This window comes from Neorhizobium sp. P1_A6 (assembly GCF_056406795.1).
The window spans coordinates 49,204-70,311 of record NZ_JBFTZM010000008.1 but is presented as its reverse complement, the minus strand read 5'-3'; the positions used below and the strand labels follow the sequence as shown (position 1 = coordinate 70,311).

Sequence of the window (21,108 nt, the reverse complement as noted above, 5' to 3'; positions counted from 1 at the left end):
AGAGATGTGAAGCGGTTAAAAGATGATCGCCCAGGCGCAAAGGATCGCCAGGGAAACCAGAAGTGCAAGCAGATACGGCACGACCGCCTTGAACAGTGCGGCCGCGGGAATGCGGGTGACGCCGCTGACGACGAAGATCAGCATGCCGAGCGGCGGGGTCAGGCCGTGGATCATCAGGTTGACGACGATGATGACGCCGAAATGGATCGGATCGATGCCCGCGGCGACGGCGGCCGGCAGCAGGATCGGGCCGAACAGCAGGATCGCCGCGCCGATATCGAGCACCAGTCCGACGACCAGAAGGATGACGTTGGAGAGGACGATGACCGCCAGCGCGCTGCCGCCAAGCATCGTCACGAACTCCGAGACGAGGCCGGAGACATTGTCGACCGCAAGCAGGAAGGCGAAGGGTCCGGCCGTGCCGATCAAGAGGCCGATCGCCGCGGATTCCGTCGCCGCCTGTCGGAACGAGGCGAGCAGCGAACCGGCTCCGACCTTGCCCCAGACGGCGAGGATAATCGTATAGAGTGCCGCAAGAGCCGCCGCCTCGGTGGTGGTGACGATACCGATGCGGATGCCGACCACGACGATGATGCCAAGGCCGAAGGCGGGGATGGCGGAGATCGCCGCCCGCCGGCGTTCGCGACCCGAGGCCCGCGGCAGGGCGACCTGCTCGCGGACGGACAGATGGATTGCCACCGCGAGGCAGATCGCCATCAGGCCGCCGGCGAAGAAACCGCCGACCAGCAGCGAACCGACCGACAGATTGGTGGCAGTCGCCAGGATCAGGAAGGCGATCGACGGCGGAATGACGTTGTCGAGTACCGATGTCGCGGCAATGATCGCACCCGCCTGGGCCGGCGGATAACCGTGCTTCACCAGCTCCGGCTGGAAGGTCGAAGCCCCGAAGGCGGCATTGGCAACGGAAGAGCCTGATGCTCCGGAAAACAACACGCTTGTCAGCAGCGTCGTCTGCGCCAGCCCCGCCCGGCGATGGCCGACCATCGAGGCGGCGAATCGGACAAGCTGATTGGCGACACCCGAAGAAGTCAGCAGCCCGCCGGCGAGCAGGAAGAAGGGAATGGCGAGCAGCAGAAATTTCGACATGCCGGTCACCGTCGACGAGACGATCGCCGGTTCCGGCAGGCTGCTGCCGAAGGCAATCGCCACATAGGCGGCGGTCAGGAACGCATGCGCCAGCGGTGCCGCCAGCACCAAGCCAAGTGCTGCGACCAATGCAAGGAAAAGGCTCGGCGGAAGGTCGCTGTCGATGAAGATTTCTGGGATGCCGAAATAGAGCGCTGCGCCGAGGCTAAGCGATATCAGTACCGGCAGCGCCCTGCCCTCGGCAAGTCTTTGCAGGAGGAGCACAACGAGGATCAGCACGCCGCCCGCGCCGAGAAAACCGAAGCGGATCCACTCCGGAACGCCAAGCGTCGGAGAAATACCGCCGAGCATGGCCATGATTTCGGAACCGCCAAACAGCAGGATCAGCGCCGCAAGCACCGTGAACACGTCCGCCAGCACCTGGGTTACCGGCAGCAGCCGGGCGGGAGCCAAACGCACGAAAACGTCGAGCCGCATCGCCAGCGCGCTGTTGAGGCTGAGCGGCGCGCCGATCGAGATCAGCGCCACATGCAGCCAGATGCCGAGATCCTCGGCGCCGATGAAACCAGTGTTGAAGAAATAGCGCAGGCAGACGCTGACAAGCACCACCGTCAGCAAAACGGCGAGGATCAGTGCCGCGACAGCGCCGAGGACAGTCTCGACGCCCTTCAGCACCCTCGCCGCGATACCGTCGCCGGGGATTGCCGTCTGCTCGAGAAAATCGGATGGGCTGGCTGCCACGGGTTCTTACCTTCGCAGGAGGATCAGGCGGTCTTGACCGTGGAGAGATCACGATCGAAGAGCGTCGATCCGGTGAAATGACGCGATGCCGAGACCTCGCGGGCAACATCGAGACGCGGCAATACCTTTTCGCCGAAGCGACAGGCTTCCTCAAGCAGCCGCATGGCAGAAAGGATAAAAGTTTCGATGCCGGCCTTTCGCCCAGCCGCAGGTCAAGCGAAGCTTGAGAGATCCCGCCTTTTACGGCGACCATTCCCACCCCGCAACGGGCCTCGATCCGCAGTTGAGACCAAAATCTCGCCCCACGCTCATTTTTTGCGAGACATGCTAGGTTTTTGGATGAATTAATGGATTCGCGGAAATGCAAGGGTCCTGCTCTTGCGCGACAATCGGGGGATGTGTCCGTGGGCGATATCGAACAAGAAACGCAATCTCAGGATCTCTTCGAATTTCACCCGGAGCCCGCCGCCGGGACGGCGGCCTCGCCCGACCAATTCGAGGCGGAGATGCGTGATTTCACCATCTTGAGCGTCGATGACGACGCGATGTTCCAGAACTCCCTCAAGCTCTCGCTTTCGGGCTACACCTATCGCGGCGTCGCCCCGCGTATACTGACTGCCAGTTCTGCCAACGAGGCGGCCAAGCTTCTGCTCGAAACGCCTTCGATCGCGGTCCTGCTGCTCGATGTGGTGATGGAGACGGACGATGCGGGGCTCCGACTGGTCCGCACGATTCGCGAAGTTCTCGGCAACTCGCAGCTGCGTATCGTGCTTCTCACGGGACAGCCGGGTATCGCGCCGATGCAATCGTCGCTCGAGACCTACGATATCGCCGATTATTGGCTGAAGACCGACCTGACCAACGAGCGGCTTCACAGCATTCTTACCGCGAACCTCAGGACCTTCGAGCAGATCGATGTGCTGAACCGTGCCCGCCGAGGCCTTCAGAGCATTGTCGAGGCGAGCAACAGCCTGGCGAAATCCTCGGGATTTGAGGATTTCTCCCGCCGGATGATCCACGAACTGGCAGCACTTCTCGGCGTCAGCGAGGACGGCATCGTCTGCGTCCGCGGGAGTGACCACGAACATCCGCCGAGGATCATCGGCTCGGCGGGGCGGTTCGCTTCGGCCATCAACCAGACCCTCGACACCATCAACGACCAATCGATTCGGGAATTGATCCAACGCTCGCTGGACGAACAGGCGAACATCGAGACGGAGAAGGCGCAGGTTCTGTTTTTTCCGGGCCAGGCGGTCGCGCCTGCTGCGGCAGCCTACATAGCGACAAACAGGCGAATCGACGATACCGAGCGGGAATTGCTGCGGGTCTTCGCGACCAATATCGGCACCGGCCTGATCAATGTCGCGCTGACGAGCCAGCTCGACCGCACCGCCTACGAAGACAGCCTGCTCGAGATCGCGAACGGCAACGCGCTGAGGCGTGGCATTCAGGCGGCACTCGAGATACCTCCACCCCGCAGGCGGAAGGTCCTGTTCATCGAACTCAACCAATATGCGAGAAGCTGCGTCTCCCTCGGCGTCGAACAGGGCGATCATCTGCTGCGCGCCTTCGTGAAGCGCCTGGCGGCGGCCTTTCCGCCGCCCTGCATGATCGCCCGTTTGCATGAAGACGTATTTGCCGTGCTCGGCCCGGAATATCTGGTGCGAATCGACTATGTAAACCGCCTCGAAGCGGGAGCCCAAACCCCGGAAGCGCTGTTTTTCGGCGCGGAGGCGGCGTCTCTGGATCTCAATCACTTCACGTCGGCTCAAACCGTCATCGCGACAGGACTTCTGCTCTTGAAGAAGGCCGGACTGAAGGGGACGAGCGGCCAACTCATCGAATACGATCCGAATGTCGAAGAGGAAACGCGCCGCCGGTTCGCTCTTTCGCAGCAGCTTTACAAGGCTGTGCTAAACCGGGAAATCACTGTCGTTTTCCAGCCGCAGATCGACCTGACCGACAAGCGGATTGTTGGCGCGGAGATCCTGGCGCGCTGGACGCGCCCGGATGGATCGACGATCTTTCCGGCGGATTTCATTCCGCTCGCGGAGGCGAACGGGCTGATCGTGCCCCTGGGTCAGCAGATCCTGGAACAGGCCTGCAGCGCGCTCCGCTCCATCGACGAAGCGGGATTTCCAGGGATCACCCTTGGCGTCAATGTCTCGCCGGTGCAGCTTGGACGAAAGGAGTTCATCGACGAACTGATCGCGACCATCCGCCGCCATGGCTTGTCGCCGGATCGGCTGGAATTGGAGATTACCGAGACCGTCGCAATGGAAGAGCAGCAACATGCTGACGACGTCCTTTCCATTCTCAGATGCAAAGGATTTGCCATCGCCATCGATGATTTCGGCACGGGCTATTCTTCCTTGGCAAAGCTCCGCTCCCTGGAGGCTGCCACACTCAAGATCGACCGGTCCTTCATTGCCGGTCTCGGCGGTGCCGGCCAGAACGAGACGATCGTTGAGATGATCATTCGGCTTGGCGAGCGCATGAACATGCGTGTCCTCGCCGAGGGTGTCGAAACAGAGCAGCAGGCGGAATGGCTGCAGTCGAGGCGATGCATCCTGGCGCAGGGCTTTCTCTACGCCCGTCCTGAGCCGTTCGAGCAGTTCCTGGCCAGGCTGCGGAATTCGCCCGTCAAGACTGTGTAAATGCCTATGATCCGCTCGTCCGCAACTCGCATATTTCCGTCGCTCCGGGCCGTTTATCGCCATCGCAGGCGGCTCGCTATCTTCGTGGTACCCTGGGTCGTGGGACTTGGTATCGGCGTTCCGTTGCTCTGGCATCAGATCGGCGCGAACGCGAGGGAACCTCAGACCCGCAACAGGGAGGAGACCCTGTCGCAAGGCTATGACATTCTCGGTCGGGCCCTGGACCGGCTGGGCCGCGACGCTTTGTTTCTGGCCGACCTGCAATCGCGCTTCGGCGAAACGACCACTCGGCTTGCTCCGCTAAGCGCTGAAATCTTCCAGAGTTTCGCCGCCAGCTCGCCGGATTACGATCAGGTACGGTGGCTGGATAATGACGGCAATGAGCGGCTGCGAGTCAACCGCCGCAGCGGCGCGGAACCGGTCGTCGTGAGCAGCGAGCAGCTGCAGAACAAGGCGGACCGGCCCTATTTCCGCGATACGATTCAGTTGCCGCTGAACGGCCTCTATTTCTCTGCCCTCGATCTGAATATCGAAAACGGCGTGGTCGAGGTCCCCCATCTGCCGACATTGCGCGTTGCAAGTCCTGTCTTCCGCAACGGGATCAAGCAGGGCATCATCGTCATCAACTACCGCGCCACGCGGTTGCTCGAACGCCTGAAGCGCCTCGACAGGAGCGTCGAGCTCTATCTGATGAACCAGGCCGGATACTGGCTCCAAGGTCCAAATGCAGATGCGAACTGGGGCTGGCAGCTTGGGGCCTCAACGCCCGGCCCGGCTGAGGCGGAGATGTTGCGGGCGATCGGCAACGGGGACAGAGGGCTTTTCGGCAGCAGGGGCGGCGTTTGGAACTACCGTCGCTTCCAGCCCGTTGCGAGCTTGCTGGCAACAGGCGAAGTCGCGGAAAGACGTGCCGCGGGTGCCGACCTCTATCTGCTCGCCCGTGACTCGGCGGCCGCGATCAACGACCAGGAAACGAGGGGGAAACTCATTCTCGGCGCGGTCGCGGCAATCCTCGCCATGGTGGCGCTTGCGGTAACCGGCCGCCTGGCCAACGGCATGGAGGCCGAGGCGGAATGGGCGCGGCAAATGGAGGACACGAACAAGACGCTGCGCGACACCAATGAAAAACTGAACGTGACCCAGCGGGAACTTGCGCGAGCCGAACGGCTGTCGTCGCTGGGCCTGATGGTTGCCGGCGTCGCCCACGAAATGAACACGCCGCTTGGAAGTGCGGCACTCGTGCTCAGCAAGGCCGCCAAGGATCTCAGGCTTTTCAAGGAACGGATTGCAGCGGGGCTGCGCCGCTCGGATCTCGACCTCTATGTCGCAGACAGCGATACCAGCCTCGATCTGGTCCGCGACGCCATCCACCGCTGCACAGCGCTGGTTCAACGTTTCAAACAGGTTGCAGTCGACCGGGCGACGCTGGAGCGACGGGATATCGATCTCGCCGCATTCATTCCCGATGCCGATCCGCGCCTGCGCAAATGGGACGCCAGCGCCGGCATCAGCCTGACGGTGAACGTGCCTGATGATCTGGCGATCACCACCTATCCGGGACCGTTGGCCCAGGTCCTGTCGAACCTCCTCAACAACTCGCTGCTGCATGCCTTCGACGCGGGCAAACCCGGCATGATCATCATCGATGTTCGGAGAATGGGGGAGCAGGTCCTCATCGAGTTTACTGACAACGGCCGCGGGATCAACGAGACGGACATCCAGAAGATATTCGAACCGTTCTTTTCCACGGCCCGTCACAGCGGCGGCACGGGCCTCGGGCTGCATATCGTCCACCAGATCGTCACCGAAGTACTCGGCGGATCGATCACCGTCGAGAGCCCGCCGACCGGCGGGGCCCGCGGCACCCGGTTCATCATCCGGCTTCCGAGGGTTGCTCCGGCACGGGCGGAAACCTGAGCACCTCCTCAGATCCCGGCATACCATTCGTAACCGCGATCCTCCCAGAAACCGCCGCTGCCGCCATAAAGACGGCCGAGATCGGCAACCGCTTCGATGCGTGTCAGATATTTCGCCTGTTTATAGCCAAGCTGGCGCTCGACACGCAGCCGCAGCGGCGCGCCATGGGCAACTTCAAGGTCGCGGCCGTTCATCGTGTGGGCAAGGATGGTCTGCGGATGGAAGGCATCCACCAGATCGATGCTCTCGTAATACCAGCCGGTGCCATCGAGCGTCTTTTCGTATTCGTCGGCACAATGGAAGACGATGTAGCGAGCTTCCGGCTTCAGGCCGACCGTCTTGAGCAGCGCACCCAGCGGCACGCCGGTCCATTTGCCGATCGCGCTCCAGCCTTCGACACAGTCGTGCCGGGTGATCTGGGTGCGGGCCGGCAGGGCCTTGAGTTCAGCCAGCGACAGTTGCATCGGTTTGTCGACCAGACCGCCAACATCCAGCCTCCAGGTCGAGAACTGCCGGTTCATCCAGTCGAGATATTGCGGATTGTCCGGCATGCTGGTGCCGTTGGCGCGAAACACCGGCGAGAGATCCGCCTCAGTGAACTCGCGCGCCAGCGCATCGTCGCCGAGCAGGAAACGCTGGGTCTTCATCGAAAAACCCTCGGCGATCTTGAGGACGGATTTCGTCCGGTCGCTTTCGACAATCGCGTCGCAACCGCTCAGGCCGAGCGCCGAAGCCGTCATGGTCGCGCCGATCAGGAAGCGGCGGCGGGTGATGATGCGGCTCATAGCTTGTCTCCCTTTATGTCCCCATGGTCGATGGCGTAATAGCCGGTGATCATCGAAAGCAGATTGTTGAAGACGCCCGACAGGATCACCATCGCGACGTGGACGACCACGAAGGCGGTGAGGGAAAAGGCCGTCAGGAAGTGGATCGTGCGGGCTGACTGCCTGCCGCCGAATATATCGAGCAGCCAGGGTGCCACAGCGTTGAAGCCGGGCGACATGGTGAGCCCCGTGAGGATCATCAACGGCAGGAGCAGGAAGATAACCGCAACATAGGTTAGCTTCTGCAGCGTGTTGTAATGCCGCGCCTCCGGCCCTTTCGGAAACCGCAGCCGGGCGTGATTGACGATTTCATGGCCGATGTGGGCGGGCGTCAGTTCATTTCCCGCGGGTAAGAGATCGCGGCGGAAATGCCGGCTCAGCAGCCCGTAGGCAAGATAGATGAAACCGTTGATCACGAACAGCCACGCAAAGAAGAAATGCCAGCGCCGGCCGGTCGCGAGGTCCTGATAGCTCGGGATCGTCAGCCATTCGGGGAAACCGCGCGCGGTCGCCTCGCCGTCGACCTGCGAGAGGCCGAGAACCCCCGTCGTGTTGAAGGTCAGTGAACCGACGCGCGTCACGCCCATGGCTTTGTCGCCATCCTCGACCGCTTCCATGGAAATGAAGGACGGATCGTTGTCGGCACCGTACTGGCCCCAATAGAGCGCCGGATGCGCATTGAATATCTGCAGGCCGCTGAACAGCAGCACGGTCATGCAGAGCACATTCACCCAGTGCGAGAGGCGCACTAGCAGGCTGTGGCGGTAAATGATCGTCCGCCCGGTCGCAACGCCGGCATCGATCGTGGCCATGGTATTTCCTCCGAATGCGGGAAGTGGGCTCCAGCAGATAGACGCGGCCGCCGGACAAAAAGTTTCAGCGGCCGCGGTCAGATCATTTCACGGCATTATTTCATTGCGTCGCAGGCCTTCATCATCTCGGACTTCTTCATCGTGTTCTTTTCCATGCCGGCCTTGTGCATGCAGTCGGTCTTGGTGCCGGTCGCCATGGAATCCTTCTTCATCGAATTCTGCTTCATGGTGTCGGTTTTCATGGTGTCCTTCTTCATCGTGTCGGTGCTCGTGCTGCTCTGGGCGTTCGCCGCGCCGGCAAGCGAAAGGCCGACGACGAAGGTGCAGGCTGCAAGGCTGGAAAGAAGCTTGGTCATGGGATGTCCTCCTGGATCAATCGATGTGTCCGCCGGCTGCCTGCCGAGGGCTCACAACCATCAATTCGACCCACGCAGAAAGTCGTTACAGCTTCACGGTTATGTGATAGGCCGAAAGCATTCGAAATATTTTCCATTCCACCTGTAACCGTTTACGTGCTTTTCCGAATGATCATTGAAACAGCATGACGAGCGCCCATTCGGAAGAAGCCCTGAAGGCTATGATGCTTCTGTCCCTCGATGGGGACGAGGCAGCCTATCGGCGTTTGCTCAACGCGGTGCGTGTCCTGCTAGTCGGATATTACAGCCGCCGGATGGCTGCTGCAACGAAAGCGGACATGGAAGATCTTGTCCAGGAGACATTGCTGGCATTGCATTCGCGCCGGGAGACCTACGATCGCGAGCGACCGTTCACGGCATGGTTCTTCTCGATCGCCCGCTACAAGCTGATCGACCACCATCGCGGCCGCGGCGGCCGGATGATGGCGGAAACGGAGCTCGGCGAGGATTTCGAGAGCGACGACCATGAGGAAGCGATCTCCGCGCGGATGGATGTCGAGCGGCTTCTGGAAAGCCTGCCGGCGAAACAGCGGGAATTGATCCGTCAGGTGAAGCTCGAAGGCCAGTCGGTGGCCGACACGGCGAGCCGGACCGGTCAGTCGGAATCGGCGGTCAAGGTCGGCATTCACCGAGGGCTCAAGGCACTGGCGGAGAAATTGCGAGGCGGAAAGTGAGAAAGACGGACGACATCATCGACAGCCTAGTAGGCGACCTGAAGCCGGTGCCGCGGCATGCGCTGGCACGCCGCTTCGTGCTCGGCGTCCTGCCGGCGCTCGTCGTGTCGCTGGTACTGATGCTGGCGATCCTCGGCCTGCGCATCGACATGGCGGAAGCGCTGATGCTGCCGGTGTTCTGGATCAAATCCGCCTACAATGCGCTGCTGGCGATCGCCGCTTTCCTCGCCGCCTATCATCTGGCACGGCCTGACGGTTCCAGGGGACGGTTCTTCCAGACCGCGGCGGCGATCGTTGCGATCATGGCTGTGGTCGCCGTAATCCAGCTGGTGATGTCGCCGGCCGAAAACTATTCCAAAATGATCATCGGATCGTCGGCGCTGCATTGCCCGCTGCTGATCTTCCTGTTCGCGCTTCCGGTATTTGCCGGCAACGTCTGGGTGCTACGCCATGGCGCACCAACTGATCTGAAGCTGACCGGCTTCATCGCCGGCATCGCGGCGGGTGCTGCCGGCGCCTGGGTCTATTCCTGGTTCTGCACCGAGAACGGCATGCCCTTCGTGCTCATCTGGTACTCGCTGGGTATCCTGCTGACCGGCATTGCCGGCTCGCTTCTGGGACCGCGCCTGCTGCGCTGGTGAGCGGGCGGGAACGCCTCACATCCGATATTTTCATCGGCCCGCCGTTTTGTTCCGCCACAATTCAAATACGGGAATCCAGCCGCAAATCTGCTCGGCTGGATATCAAAAAAAATTGGGATTTTGGAAAAATGGTACGGTTGGGGGGTCTCGAACCTCCGACCTCAGGTGCCACAAACCTGCGCTCTAACCAACTGAGCTACAACCGCACAAGCGCCCTTGGGCGCCGTTGGGGGGTCACATACGGCGATCGGACTTTTTTTGCAAGTCCTATCCCGCAAATAGAAAGTCCTTTCCCGCAAATAGAAGAGGCCGGAGCATGCTCCGGCCTTCTCCTTCAAATCAGGCTCTAAAAATTAGGCAGCCTTGAAGGTCGTCATGACCTTTTCAGCGGCTTCCTTGCCGGGCTTCGTCACGTCTTCGACGATCTTGCGGGCGGTGTCCTGCATGGACTTGGCCTGCTCAACCGTGATTTCTGCCTGCTTGCGGATGAAACCAGTCTGCAGTTCGATCAGTTCGGCAAAGGACTTCACGCCGAGCAAGGATTCCATATGGGTCAGCGAGTTTTCAGCATTGGTACGCAGCGCGTCGATCGCCTTGAGGCCGAGTTCGACAGAGCCAGCCTGTGCCGACTGCATTGTGGATTCCACCGTCTTGGTGGCTTCCTCGGCAGCGGATTTCATCTTAGCATAAGCTTCGCGAGACTGGGTGGCACCCTTTTCAGCGAAGTCGCGGAAGCCTTCGGTCATCTTGGACGGATCGAAAGCGGAGAAGGAAAAGATATCGTCGGTCTTGTATGCCATCGTTTCAGGTCCTCGTTGGCGATTTCTTCGGCAGAACCGAAGATGTCATGCCTCTTATATAGACCATCTCGTTGTGCATTGCAATATCATTGTGCGGTGCACAATAAAATGAATCCCGGAATTAACCCTGTCGGAGGTTTGGATGGCGCCGCTCTCGACCCGAAGGCAGGGGAAGGTTATTAACAATCCGTTAAACTACGTAGAAATCCGGTCACAAACGTCCTGTAGGTTTTGCCTATGTCCGCAGTCCAATACCCGTTCATCGATATTGCCGTGCACGAGCGCGTCCGCGATCGTTTTGCGGCGGGCGAAGCGATCGTGCTGTTTTCTCCGGACATGCAAAGCCCCCTCTGGGCGAACGGGCGCGGCGCCGATCTTTTCGGCTTCGGCTCCATCTACGATTTTCTCGACCAGGGTCCGAACCGCGTCGATATAGCCTTCCGCCAGATCGAAGCGGCTGCGCGCCAGCTCGGCGAAGTCGGCGACATCCGCAACCTGACGATCCGCGTCGCTTCCGGTTTCCAGCGCATTCCCGTGCAGGCGGTCTGCGAACTTGTTCAGGTTCAGGGCGAAGCGGCGGTACTGTTCAGCGCGCCGGTGGAACGAGGCAGGCTCTCACCCTCGGCCTCTGCGGCCCGGATGATCGAAGGCTTCGACGATCCCGATACGCATATGGCGGTGATCGACGAAAACGGCGAGGTGCTCGCCGCCTCGGCCGAGTTCGCGGGGCTCGGCGTTTCCACCCACACCGCCAAGATGATGACGACCATGGCGGGCGCCGATCCGAGCCGCCTCGTCAAGCGCCCCATCCCCACCTCCAAGGGCTACCTGCCGGCTGCGATCGGCAAGCTTTCCAACGAACCGGCCCTGCATCTCCTATTCACGGTCGAGACCGAACAGGGCCGGGCCACCGCCGCGAACGGCTACGAGCCGCGCGATGATGCGCCGGCGAATGCCGAAGCCGTCGAAGAAGCCGTGGCCGAACTTGCCGCAAGTGATGACACCGCAGACTTCGCGGCCGAGCCCGCGCCTGCCGACGGTTTTGCCGATGTGATTGCCGCCGTGTCGGAGATCGTCGACACGGAAGAGCCGGAAGAAGAAATTTTGCTGGAGCCCAGCGAAAATTTTGCTCCCGTCCACGCTGTTGCTTTCGAGGAACCGATTGAACAGGTCGCGCCTGAAGAGGCCGCGCCGAACGCGGAAATCGATGCCCTTTCCTCGGCAGCAACGATCGGGGCGGCGGAAGAGGTCGTTTCCGAAACCGCCAGCGAGGAAACCGTGGCTGGCGAGGCTGAGATGGTGGAGGCAGCGCCTGCAGCCGAACCCGCAGCCACCGAAATTGCCGCGCCGGAACCGGACGGTTTCGTTTTCCGCCGCGACGGGCGCGCGACCCGTTTCGTCTGGAAGATCGATGCCGAGGGCCGGTTCAGGGAAGTTTCGAGCGAATTTGCCGACGCTGTCGGCCCGCATGCCGCCGATATCAACGGCATGGCCTTTACCGATCTGGCCGCCCTCTTCTATCTTGACCCCGAGGGCAAGATCACCGAACTGCTCAACAAGCGCGATACCTGGTCCGGCAAGACGATCTGGTGGCCGGTCGAGGGCACGTCTTTGATGGTGCCGGTCGATCTCGCCGCGCTGCCGACCTATACCCGCACCCGCGAGTTCGACGGTTTTCGCGGGTTCGGCATCGTGCGCATCGGCGATGCAGCCGAGGATCCGAACGCCGTTGGCCTGACGCTGACCCGCACCGTGCCGGAGGATGTGGCAGAACCGGAAGCTGAGGCTGTTTCCGAAGCCTATGAGATGCCCGCCGATGCAGCGGACTTGACGGCAGAAGACGGTCTGGCCGTTGGGCAGGACGAAGCCATCGATGCGCCAGCTGGGATAGGCTCGGCCGAAGACGCAAACGCTGAAAGCTCCGCGAGCGAAGAACCGGCTGCAGAGACTTCCGCGGCCGAGGAACACGCCGCGTTCGAAGAGCCGGAACTCGCGGAAGATGCCGAGCAGCCTGCGGTCGCCGAAGACATATCAGCCGATGCGACACCATCCGAAGACTTGCTTGCGAAAGACCTGCCGTTGGAGCCTGCCCCGGAGGACAGGCCGCAGCCGTCCATGTCCGGCCGGCAGATCCCTTCGCTGCTCGACTGGCCGGCAGGCGAACGCCCGGCGCTCCGGATCGTCGAAAACGCCGGCCGCCGCCAATCCGACAAGGTCATCCAGCTCGAGGAGCGTCGTTCCAACCGCCGCGACGGGCTGACCCCCGTCGAACAGGCTGCTTTCCGCGAGATCGCCCGCCAGCTCGACAATTTCGTCGGTCGCCGTAACGAGGAAAAGAAGCCGGGGACCCCGGTCGAGGCGGACGTATCCGTTGTCGAACAGAACGAGCCGACCGCGATAGAGCCCACCCAGCTCGAACAGGAGACTGTGCGCGAGGAACCTGTCGCCCCCGTTTCAGAAGAGATTTCCGAGGAAGAGGCGGTCGCATTCGCCGAAGGAGCGAACGAGGCTTTTGCCGACGCGCCGATCGAGCCCACTGAAGAGGCGGAAGATGCCGCAGAGGCGCCTGCCGACCCGCATCCGGAACTGTCCGACCGTGAACTGTTGAGCCAGATGATCCCGGTCCGCGAGCGGATCGGTCTTTCCGCGGAAATCGTCGACCAGATGCCGGTGGCGCTTCTCGTGCATAGCGGCGACCTTTTGATCCACGGAAATCCTGAATTCCTGCGGCTGACCGGTTATGCTTCGATCGACGAACTGGCGGAAGTCGGCGGTCTCGATGCGCTGCTGCAGCGCCAGGATCTCGAAGGCAAGACGGCTGAGGCCGGCGGCATGGTCGTGGTGCGCGCCGACGATGAACTGGTGCCGGTGACGGCACGCCTTCAATCCGTCCGCTGGGACAATTCGACTGTCCTCATGCTGGCGCTGATGCCGGTCGTGGCCGAGGTACAGGGCTCCACCGAGGACGGCCAAGCGGCAGAAGTCATTCCGTTGCGCGCACCGCGCGCCGCCGACCAGCTGGCAAAGCTGCAGGTCGAGGTAACGGAACTGCGCGCGATCCTGGAAACGGCCACCGACGGCGTGGTCATCATCGGTGCGGAAGGCGACATACGTTCGCTGAACCGGGCGGCGAGCGCGCTCTTCAACTACGATAATGAAGAGATCAGCGGCAAACCCTTCGTCACGCTGTTTGCGCACGAGAGCCAGCGGGCGATTCTCGATTATCTCGCAGGCCTTGCCGGCCACGGCGTCGCCAGCGTCCTCAACGACGGCCGCGAAGTGATCGGCCGCGAAGCTTCCGGCGGATTCCTGCCGCTGTTCATGACGATCGGCAAGCTGACCTCCTCGAACGGGTATTGCGCCGTCATCCGCGACATCACCCAGTGGAAGCGCACCGAAGACGAGTTGCGTACCGCCAAGCGCGCCGCCGAGACCGCAAATGCCCATAAGAGCGAATTCCTCGCCCATGTGAGCCATGAAATCCGCACGCCGCTCAACGCGATCATCGGCTTTGCCGACATGATGGCGAGCGAGCGCTTCGGCCAGATCGGCCATGCGCGTTATGTCGAATATGCCAACGACATCAGCCGCTCCGGCCGACACGTGCTCGATATCGTCAACGACCTCCTCGACATTTCCAAGATCGAGGCGGGCGAGATGGAGCTTGATTTCGTGGCCGTCGGCCTCAACGAAGCCGTTTCGGAAGCCGTCTCGCTGGTGCAGCCGCAGGCAAACGGCCAGCGCGTCATCATCCGCACGGCCCTCTCGCATGCCGTGCCGCAGGTGGTCGCCGATCCGCGCTCGATCAAGCAAATCGTCCTGAACATCCTGTCGAACGCCATCCGCTTCACGCCCTCGGGCGGCCAGATCGTCGTCTCCACCGCCTACGAGACCAATGGAAACGTGGTACTTCGCGTCCGCGACACCGGCATCGGCATGACCCGCTCGGAACTGGAGCTTGCCATGAAGCCGTTCCGCCAGGTGTCGAGCGCCTCGCACAAGCGCGGCGACGGTACCGGTCTTGGCCTGCCGCTGACAAAGGCGATGGTCGACGCAAATCGCGCCGCCTTCGCGATCACTTCGGCGCCGAACGAGGGCACGCTGGTGGAGATTACCTTCCCTTCGCCGCGGGTGCTTGCGAATTGATCAGGAGATTGTAACCGGATTTGGCATGCCGCAGGTAATACCCTGTTTCTCGCCAACGGGACACGGTTGCGATCTGGAATATCAGCATCTCAGAGTTGAGAATAACGTGAAAAGAAAGGCAGCCGAAGCTGCCTTTGAAGTTTAATGCTGTCCAACGAGGGTCGGTGGAGACGTCATGTCTATGAAAGCTCGCGGCTAGGCGTATTTCATACACGAGACGAAACCATGTTGCTCCACTTTTGATCAAAGCGGCTTAATAGCGCGTTAACGGCGCTCCATTTCTGGAATTTATGCTGGAGATGTACCGTATCGATACATCTCGCCTCGTCGGGGATACCCGGCCATTCAGCTTTTCAACTCGGCAAGGCCGTCGAACAGATCAAGCGCTTCCGGGTTGGCGAGCGTCTCCTTGTTCCTGACCGCCCGGCCGTGCACGACGTCGCGGACTGCGAGTTCGACAATCTTGCCGGACTTGGTGCGGGGGATATCGGCGACCTGAATGACCTTGGCCGGCACGTGGCGCGGCGATGCGCCGGTGCGGATGCGGGCCTTGATCGCCTTGCCGAGATCGTCACTCAGCGTCAGGCCGTTCGCGAGGCGGACGAAGAGGATGACGCGGACGTCGTCGTCCCAGTCCTGGCCGATGCAGATGGCTTCCGCGACCTCCTCCATCTGCTCCACCTGATTATAGATCTCGGCGGTGCCGATCCGCACGCCGCCCGGATTGAGCGTCGCGTCCGAACGGCCGTGGATGACGATGCCGTCATGTTCGGTCCATTCGGCGAAATCGCCGTGGCACCAGACATTCTCGAAGCGCTCGAAATAGGCGGCGCGATATTTCTGGCCTCCGGGATCGTTCCAGAACATGAGCGGCATGCACGGGAAGGCCTTGGTGCAGACGAGCTCGCCCTTTTCCCGGCGCACCGACTTGCCGTCGTCGTTCCAGACGTCGACGGCGAGCCCCAGGCCCGGCCCCTGGATCTCGCCGCGCCAGACCGGCTTCAGCGGATTGCCGAGCACGAAGGTGGAAACGATGTCGGTACCGCCCGAAATCGAGGCCAGATGCACGTCGGATTTGATGCCTTCGTAGACAAAGGAAAAACCTTCCGGCGATAGCGGCGAACCGGTGGAGATGACGAGCCTGAGCGCGGCCAGATCGTGGCTCTGCTTCGGTGCGATGCCGCCCTTGCGGACCGCGTCGATGTATTTTGCCGAGGTGCCGAACACCGCGAACTTTTCAGCTTCGGCATAGTCGAACAGGGCATTGCCATCCGGCGCAAACGGCGAACCGTCGAACAGGCAGAGCGTGGCGCCGACTGCAAGGCCTGACACCAGCCAATTCCACATCATCCAGCCGCAGGTGGTGAAATAAAACAGCTTTTCGCGGGGCTTGAGGCCGCAATGGAAGCGATGTTCCTTGAGATGCTGTAGCAGCGTGCCGCCGGCCGAATGGACGATGCATTTCGGCACCCCGGTCGTACCGGACGAGAAGAGAATGTAGAGCGGATGGGAGAATGGCAACGGCGCGAACTCGATCGCCCGCGCCTCGTAAGGGGCCGTGAAATCCGTAAGCGTGCGGGCATCGGCAAGCGATGCAGCGAGCGTGGAGGCGTCGCCGGCATAAGGCACCACCAGAACCGGTGTCTTCAGGACCGAGGAAACCGCCCTCACCTTGGCGGCGACGTCCTGAAGCTTGCCGTTGTACCAGTAGCCGTCGCAGGTGATGAACAGCTTTGGGTCAATCTGGCTGAAACGGTCGAGCACGCCCTGTTCACCAAAATCAGGTGAACAGGAAGACCAGATGGCACCGATCGAGGCGGCGGCCAGCATGCAGGCAATGGTTTCCGGCATATTCGGCATCATCGCAGCAATCCGGTCGCCCTTCTCGATACCGAGCACCCTGAAGGCCTGCTGCAGACGAGAGACTTCGGCGCGAAGCCTATCCCAGGACCAGCGATAGCTCACCTTGTCCTCGCCGCGGAAGATCAGCGCGTCTCCGGCGCCTGTTCCGGAGAGCAGATTTTCGGCGAAATTCAGCGTGGCATCAGGGAAAAAGCGAGCGTCAAGCATGTCTTCGCCGTTGATCAGCACTCGGTCGCCACGCTCGCCCTTGACGCCGCAGAACTCCCAGACCGCGGACCAGAAATCGGCGCGCTCGCCGATCGACCACGCGTAGAACGCATCATAGTCGGGAAAACTTTTGCCAAAGCGCTCGGCGCACCAGCTGATGAAATGATAAAGCGGGGTTTTCTGCTGTGCTTCCGCCGAGGGGCTCCAGAGCGGCTGTTCATTGCCCATTCCCATTCCTCCACCCTCGGAGAACCCCACCCCGACATCGGAACCAGGGTTCTGCCCCATCTCCCTCCACGCCAGATCCTGCAAGGTCGCAGCGTATCGGTTTTTATAGCATGTTGCACCGCATTATAAAGGAGACCGCCAGGGAAGTTTCACGGATTTGCGCGAACCCGGCATTTCCTATAATGCGCGTGTGATCATGCTCACCAATCCGTTCGGACATCTGCGGAAGAACCTGAGCCGCCCGCTGGGCCGGCGGTCGCGCCGCGTTCTGATCGGCGCCATCGTCGCAGTGTGCCTCTTTTCGCTTTTCCAGCTCATCGCGCCGTTCCTGGTTTCATCGACCGTGGTGCGCGAAAGCATGGAGCGGGCGGTCGCCGAATGGACCGGCCACGATGTGACGATTGAGGGGACGCCGGATATCCGCTTCTGGCCGGAGCCCAGGATCACGCTCAGGGAGATCACCATCCGCAAGCAGGCAGAGGGTGGTGAGCGGGTGCTCGGCCGGGTCTCGCGGCTTTCGGCCTCCTTCGATCTTCTTCAGGCTCTGCTCGGACAGCCGGAGTTCAAGGATTTTCGCCTGACGAACCCGGAGATCTATGTCCTCAGGGAGGCCGACGGCAGGCTCGACTGGGCGAATGACGGGCTGCTCAGCCGCGCCGTGCGCGATGCGCGGCCGGACGGCAGCAGTCAGGCACTGGCGACGGATGACGATGCGCGGATGGGCGATGTCCGCATCAGCAACGGGACATTCGAGATCTCCGACGTCGCCAGCGGCCGGATCACGCGGTTCCAGTCGATAAACGGCACGCTCGACTGGCCCTGGCTGTCCCGGGGCCTGGAACTGAAGGCGGATGCCAATCTCAACGGCCAGGCGCTGACGCTGGATATGAGTTCGACGCAGCCGCTGCTGCTGCTCTCGGGCAAAAGCGGCAATATCTCCGGCACGATGGCATCCGCTCTCTTTCATGGCCAGTTCCGCGGCGTCGCCAATCTGGCGGCGCATGCGTTTCTTTCCGGCGATGCCGAACTGACAGTTCCCGACCTTTCGACGGCGATGCGCTGGGCCGGGCTGAACTTTGCCGGTGTCGAGCGCCTGAAGAGCTTCTCGTTGAATACCCGCCTCGTCACCAACGAAGACATCCTGCGCTTGGACAACCTGTCCCTCGGCCTGAACGACGCCAAGGCGACCGGCATACTCGATCTCGTGCTGCCGCCTGACCGGCCGGCGAGGCTCACCGGTACGCTCGCCTTCGACCGGATGGACCTTTCCGCAGCGCTTGCCGCCATCGCGCCGCGCGCCATGGGTGACACCAGTCGGGGCAATAGCCATCTCGCCGGCCTGGAACTCGACCTGAGGCTTTCCGCCCGGCAGGCGACGCTCGGGCCTTTCCAGCTTTCGGAAGCCGCCGTAAGCATCATGAACGTCGGCGAGCAATCGCGCATCGACATCGCCGACAGCGATTTCGAGACCGGCCGACTGACCGGCCGGATCGCTACGGTGAAGGGCGGTACGGCCGGAGCCGTGGCGCTGCGCCTTGCCATCCAGGACGCGGATTTCGGCAATATCGTCAGGGAACTTGGCCTCGCCGGCCCGCTTCCGGCGGCGCGCGGGTCGCTGGATCTGGCGCTCGACGTCGATCGGCCGCTGGAACCGGAAGCCTGGCGCAATGCGAAAGGCACGCTCCGCTTTCGGACGGACCGCGGCTCGCTTTCCGGCGTCAATCTTGCCGGTGTCCGGCAGCTTGCAGCCCAAAAACCCTATTTTCCATTAAGCGATGCCGGTAGCGGCAGCCTGGAATTCGACCATATCGACATCTCCGCCAATCTCGCGGATGGTTCGGCGGATATCCGCGAAGGAAAGATCACCGGCCCTTCCGAGAACCTGACGCTTTCCGGCGTTGTTCCCTATATCAACAGCAGCCTCGCGCTCTCCGCAACCATCGAGCCGATTGCGCAGGGCACCAAGGCGGCACCGCTGATAGTCTTCATCGGCGGCTCCTGGCCGAACCCCGTCATCTGGCCCGTTTCGCAAACTCCGGCGAAGCCCCTACAATGAACCGAACCAACCGGATGGGGGTTATCTGGTGTCGAGATTCCTGATCAATCTATGCAAGGCGCTGCTCGCCTGCCTCATCATGGGCGCAGTGCTCAGCTTCTTCGGCATCACCATGCCGACGCTACTGGCGCTCCTGCATCTGACGCCGGACGATATCAGGGTCGGGCTCGAAAACGCCTATATCTGGTCGGTGCCGCGCATCGTGCTCGGCGCCGTCATCGTGCTGCCGGCGTGGCTGCTCATCTATATCTTCCTACCGCCGCGGGGCGAATGATCGTCAGGTCGTGCCGCGAGCGGCGACATGCTCGTCGCGGATGCGGCGCATTTCCGTCTGCTTGGTGCTGATCGAGGCGATGATGACGCCGATCGTCACCAGCCCGATCAGGATGGTGCAGATCGCATTGATCTCCGGTGTGACGCCCAGGCGCACCTGGCTGTAGATCTTGATCGGCAGCGTCGTGGCACCCGGACCGGTCGTGAAGCTCGCGATGACGAGGTCGTCCAGCGACAGGGTGAAAGCCAGCATCCAGCCGGCGATGACGGCGGGGAAGATCAGCGGCAGGGTGATCTTGAAGAAGGTCTTGACTGGAGGACAGCCGAGATCGAGCGCCGCCTCCTCGAGGCTGAGGTCGAAGGTCAGCAGCCGCGACTGCACGACGATCGCCACGTAGCACATGGTGAACGTCGTATGCGCGATAACGACCGTCCAGAAACCGCGATCGATACCGACGGCGACGAACAGCAACAGCAGCGACAGGCCGGTAATCACTTCCGGCATGACGAGCGGCGCATAGATCATCCCGGAAAACAGCATCCGGCCGCGAAAGCGCGTGAACCGCACCAGGGCAAGCGCCGCAAGCGTGCCCAGCACGGTGCCGATCGTGGCGCTGATGACGCCAACGCGTGCGGTCACCCAGGCGGCATCCATGAGGCCCTGGTTCGACCACATGGTGCGATACCATTGCAGCGAAAACCCGCCCCAGACCGTGACGAGCTTGGAAGCATTGAAGGAATAGACCACCAGGATGATGATCGGGATGTAGAGGAAGGCAAAACCGAGGGTAAGGACGGTGGCGTCGAAGCGGGATGATTTCATCTCAAGCCACCTTCTTCTGCTGGTTCTGGAAAATCATGATTGGCACGACCAGCATGATCAGCAGGATGACCGCCACGGCCGATGCCAGCGGCCAGTCGCGATTGCCGAAGAACTCCGTCCACAGCGTCTTGCCGATCATCAGCGTGTCGGCGCCGCCCAGCAGGTCCGGGATGACAAATTCGCCGGTGATCGGAATGAAGCAGATCATCGAACCGGCAATAACGCCAGGCAGCGACAGCGGGAAGGTGATCTTCCAGAACGCCTTCCAGGGCGGGCAGCCGAGATCGCTTGCGGCCTCCAAGAGCGTATTGTCCATCTTCTCCAGTGCCGAATAGAGCGGCAGGACCATGAAGGGCAGGTAGGAATAAACGATTCCGATGAAGACGGCATAATCGGTGCGCAGGATCTGCACCTGATCGTCTACGCCGAGCAGGCCGACCGACCGGAACAGCAGCGTCAGCAGTCCATCGGGTTTCAGGATGCCGATCCAGGCATAGACGCGGATCAGGAACGACGTCCAGAACGGCAGGATGACCAGCATGACCAACGTCGGCCGCAGCATCGTCGGCGCGCGGGCCATGGCGAGCGCCATCGGATAACCGATCAGCAGCAGCAGGAAGGTTGAGATCACGGCGATGCGCAGCGAAGACAGGTAGGCTTCGATGTAAAGAGGGTCGCCGGTCAGGAAGAGGTAGTTGTCGAAGTCGAGTTCCGAGACGAAGTCGCCGAATGCGCCAAACCCTTCAAAGAGCGGCGTATAGGGCGGCATGGCGATCGTCGTCTCCGACAACGATATCTTGAAGATGATCAGGAAAGGCGCTGCGAAAAACAGCAGCAGCCAGAGATAGGGAACCGCGACCACCAGCCAGCGGGCGGGATTGGGTTTGTTGGCGGGGTGGGTTTCGGAAACGCTTGCCATCTCC

At 61.6% G+C, this 21,108-nt stretch carries 15 protein-coding genes, 1 tRNA gene and 1 pseudogene; 7 read left to right on the top strand and 10 right to left on the bottom strand.

The window, feature by feature from the left end; translation table 11 throughout:
* Positions 1-15 precede the first annotated feature (15 nt).
* Positions 16-1,848 (bottom strand): TRAP transporter large permease, encoded by a 1,833-nt coding sequence (locus tag AC1D3C_RS17285; protein WP_477483743.1) that lies wholly within the window; start codon positions 1,846-1,848, stop codon positions 16-18.
* Between the two features lie 23 nt (positions 1,849-1,871).
* Positions 1,872-2,054: pseudogene (locus AC1D3C_RS17280) on the bottom strand (alkanesulfonate monooxygenase); the annotation flags it as partial.
* 198 nt (positions 2,055-2,252) lie between these two features.
* Between AC1D3C_RS17280 and AC1D3C_RS17275 the strand changes: the two are divergent.
* Both AC1D3C_RS17275 and AC1D3C_RS17270 read left to right on the top strand, forming a co-directional pair.
* Positions 2,253-4,505: a putative bifunctional diguanylate cyclase/phosphodiesterase gene (locus tag AC1D3C_RS17275; RefSeq protein WP_477483742.1), complete on the top strand. Its 2,253-nt coding sequence runs from the start codon at positions 2,253-2,255 to the stop codon at positions 4,503-4,505.
* An 84-nt stretch (positions 4,506-4,589) separates the two neighbouring features.
* Positions 4,590-6,422 carry a sensor histidine kinase gene (locus tag AC1D3C_RS17270; protein ID WP_477483741.1) on the top strand — a complete coding sequence of 611 codons (1,833 nt, stop codon included), beginning with the start codon at positions 4,590-4,592 and terminating at the stop codon, positions 6,420-6,422.
* A gap of 8 nt (positions 6,423-6,430) precedes the next feature.
* Here the strand turns inward: AC1D3C_RS17270 and AC1D3C_RS17265 are convergent, their stop codons facing one another.
* The 3 genes from AC1D3C_RS17265 to AC1D3C_RS17255 form a co-directional block, all read right to left on the bottom strand.
* Complete coding sequence (locus tag AC1D3C_RS17265; protein ID WP_477483740.1) at positions 6,431-7,207, bottom strand: molybdopterin-binding protein; 777 nt, start codon at positions 7,205-7,207, stop codon at positions 6,431-6,433.
* Positions 7,204-8,058: a cytochrome b/b6 domain-containing protein gene (locus AC1D3C_RS17260; RefSeq protein ID WP_477483739.1), complete on the bottom strand. Its 855-nt coding sequence runs from the start codon at positions 8,056-8,058 to the stop codon at positions 7,204-7,206. The genes AC1D3C_RS17265 and AC1D3C_RS17260 overlap by 4 nt, the downstream gene beginning before the upstream one ends.
* Positions 8,059-8,153: 95 nt before the next feature.
* On the bottom strand, positions 8,154-8,414 hold the full coding sequence (locus AC1D3C_RS17255) for a pentapeptide MXKDX repeat protein (protein ID WP_038539907.1): 261 nt from the start codon (positions 8,412-8,414) through the stop codon (positions 8,154-8,156).
* A gap of 185 nt (positions 8,415-8,599) precedes the next feature.
* On the opposite strand from AC1D3C_RS17255, the gene AC1D3C_RS17250 reads away from it, so the two are divergent.
* Together AC1D3C_RS17250 and AC1D3C_RS17245 are read left to right on the top strand one after the other, a co-directional pair.
* Positions 8,600-9,148: a sigma-70 family RNA polymerase sigma factor gene (locus AC1D3C_RS17250; protein ID WP_038539905.1), complete on the top strand. Its 549-nt coding sequence runs from the start codon at positions 8,600-8,602 to the stop codon at positions 9,146-9,148.
* The gene (locus AC1D3C_RS17245) at positions 9,145-9,789 is read left to right on the top strand and encodes an NrsF family protein (protein WP_477483738.1); all 645 of its coding nucleotides are present in this window, start codon (positions 9,145-9,147) and stop codon (positions 9,787-9,789) included. Before AC1D3C_RS17250 ends, AC1D3C_RS17245 begins: the two co-directional genes overlap by 4 nt.
* A 129-nt stretch (positions 9,790-9,918) precedes the next feature.
* Here the strand turns inward: AC1D3C_RS17245 and AC1D3C_RS17240 are convergent.
* A tRNA-His gene (locus AC1D3C_RS17240) sits at positions 9,919-9,995 on the bottom strand.
* Positions 9,996-10,142: 147 nt separating this feature from the next.
* Positions 10,143-10,589, bottom strand: a complete 447-nt coding sequence (locus AC1D3C_RS17235; protein ID WP_038539897.1) for a phasin — start codon at positions 10,587-10,589, stop codon at positions 10,143-10,145.
* 237 nt (positions 10,590-10,826) lie between these two features.
* Here AC1D3C_RS17235 and AC1D3C_RS17230 point away from each other — a divergent pair, with 237 nt between their 5' ends.
* Complete coding sequence (locus AC1D3C_RS17230; RefSeq protein ID WP_477483737.1) at positions 10,827-14,735, top strand: ATP-binding protein; 3,909 nt, start codon at positions 10,827-10,829, stop codon at positions 14,733-14,735.
* Positions 14,736-15,080: 345 nt separating this feature from the next.
* Here AC1D3C_RS17230 and AC1D3C_RS17225 read toward each other — a convergent pair whose 3' ends face one another.
* Positions 15,081-17,033 (bottom strand): acetoacetate--CoA ligase, encoded by a 1,953-nt coding sequence (locus AC1D3C_RS17225; RefSeq protein ID WP_477483736.1) that lies wholly within the window; start codon positions 17,031-17,033, stop codon positions 15,081-15,083.
* 157 nt (positions 17,034-17,190) lie between these two features.
* On the opposite strand from AC1D3C_RS17225, the gene AC1D3C_RS17220 reads away from it, so the two are divergent.
* Together AC1D3C_RS17220 and AC1D3C_RS17215 are read left to right on the top strand one after the other, a co-directional pair.
* On the top strand, positions 17,191-19,089 hold the full coding sequence (locus tag AC1D3C_RS17220; RefSeq protein ID WP_477483735.1) for an AsmA family protein: 1,899 nt from the start codon (positions 17,191-17,193) through the stop codon (positions 19,087-19,089).
* Between the two features lie 28 nt (positions 19,090-19,117).
* Positions 19,118-19,363 (top strand): DUF6460 domain-containing protein, encoded by a 246-nt coding sequence (locus tag AC1D3C_RS17215; RefSeq protein WP_477483734.1) that lies wholly within the window; start codon positions 19,118-19,120, stop codon positions 19,361-19,363.
* Positions 19,364-19,366: 3 nt separating this feature from the next.
* Here the strand turns inward: AC1D3C_RS17215 and AC1D3C_RS17210 are convergent, their stop codons facing one another.
* Both AC1D3C_RS17210 and AC1D3C_RS17205 read right to left on the bottom strand, forming a co-directional pair.
* Positions 19,367-20,185 carry an ABC transporter permease gene (locus AC1D3C_RS17210; protein ID WP_477483733.1) on the bottom strand — a complete coding sequence of 273 codons (819 nt, stop codon included), beginning with the start codon at positions 20,183-20,185 and terminating at the stop codon, positions 19,367-19,369.
* 1 nt (position 20,186) lies between these two features.
* Positions 20,187-21,104 (bottom strand): ABC transporter permease subunit, encoded by a 918-nt coding sequence (locus AC1D3C_RS17205; protein WP_247033491.1) that lies wholly within the window; start codon positions 21,102-21,104, stop codon positions 20,187-20,189.
* Between the last annotated feature and the right edge of the window lie 4 nt (positions 21,105-21,108).

Excerpts from the sequence above, each read along its gene's own strand:
- AC1D3C_RS17265 (WP_477483740.1), bottom strand. The coding sequence starts at position 7,207 with ATGAGCCGCATCATCACCCGCCGCCGCTTCCTGATCGGCGCGACCATG.
- AC1D3C_RS17260 (WP_477483739.1), bottom strand. The coding sequence starts at position 8,058 with ATGGCCACGATCGATGCCGGCGTTGCGACCGGGCGGACGATCATTTAC.
- AC1D3C_RS17255 (WP_038539907.1), bottom strand. The coding sequence starts at position 8,414 with ATGACCAAGCTTCTTTCCAGCCTTGCAGCCTGCACCTTCGTCGTCGGC.
- AC1D3C_RS17250 (WP_038539905.1), top strand. The coding sequence starts at position 8,600 with ATGACGAGCGCCCATTCGGAAGAAGCCCTGAAGGCTATGATGCTTCTG.
- AC1D3C_RS17235 (WP_038539897.1), bottom strand. The coding sequence starts at position 10,589 with ATGGCATACAAGACCGACGATATCTTTTCCTTCTCCGCTTTCGATCCG.
- AC1D3C_RS17230 (WP_477483737.1), top strand. The coding sequence starts at position 10,827 with ATGTCCGCAGTCCAATACCCGTTCATCGATATTGCCGTGCACGAGCGC.
- AC1D3C_RS17225 (WP_477483736.1), bottom strand. The coding sequence starts at position 17,033 with ATGGGCAATGAACAGCCGCTCTGGAGCCCCTCGGCGGAAGCACAGCAG.
- AC1D3C_RS17210 (WP_477483733.1), bottom strand. The coding sequence starts at position 20,185 with ATGAAATCATCCCGCTTCGACGCCACCGTCCTTACCCTCGGTTTTGCC.
- AC1D3C_RS17205 (WP_247033491.1), bottom strand. The coding sequence starts at position 21,104 with ATGGCAAGCGTTTCCGAAACCCACCCCGCCAACAAACCCAATCCCGCC.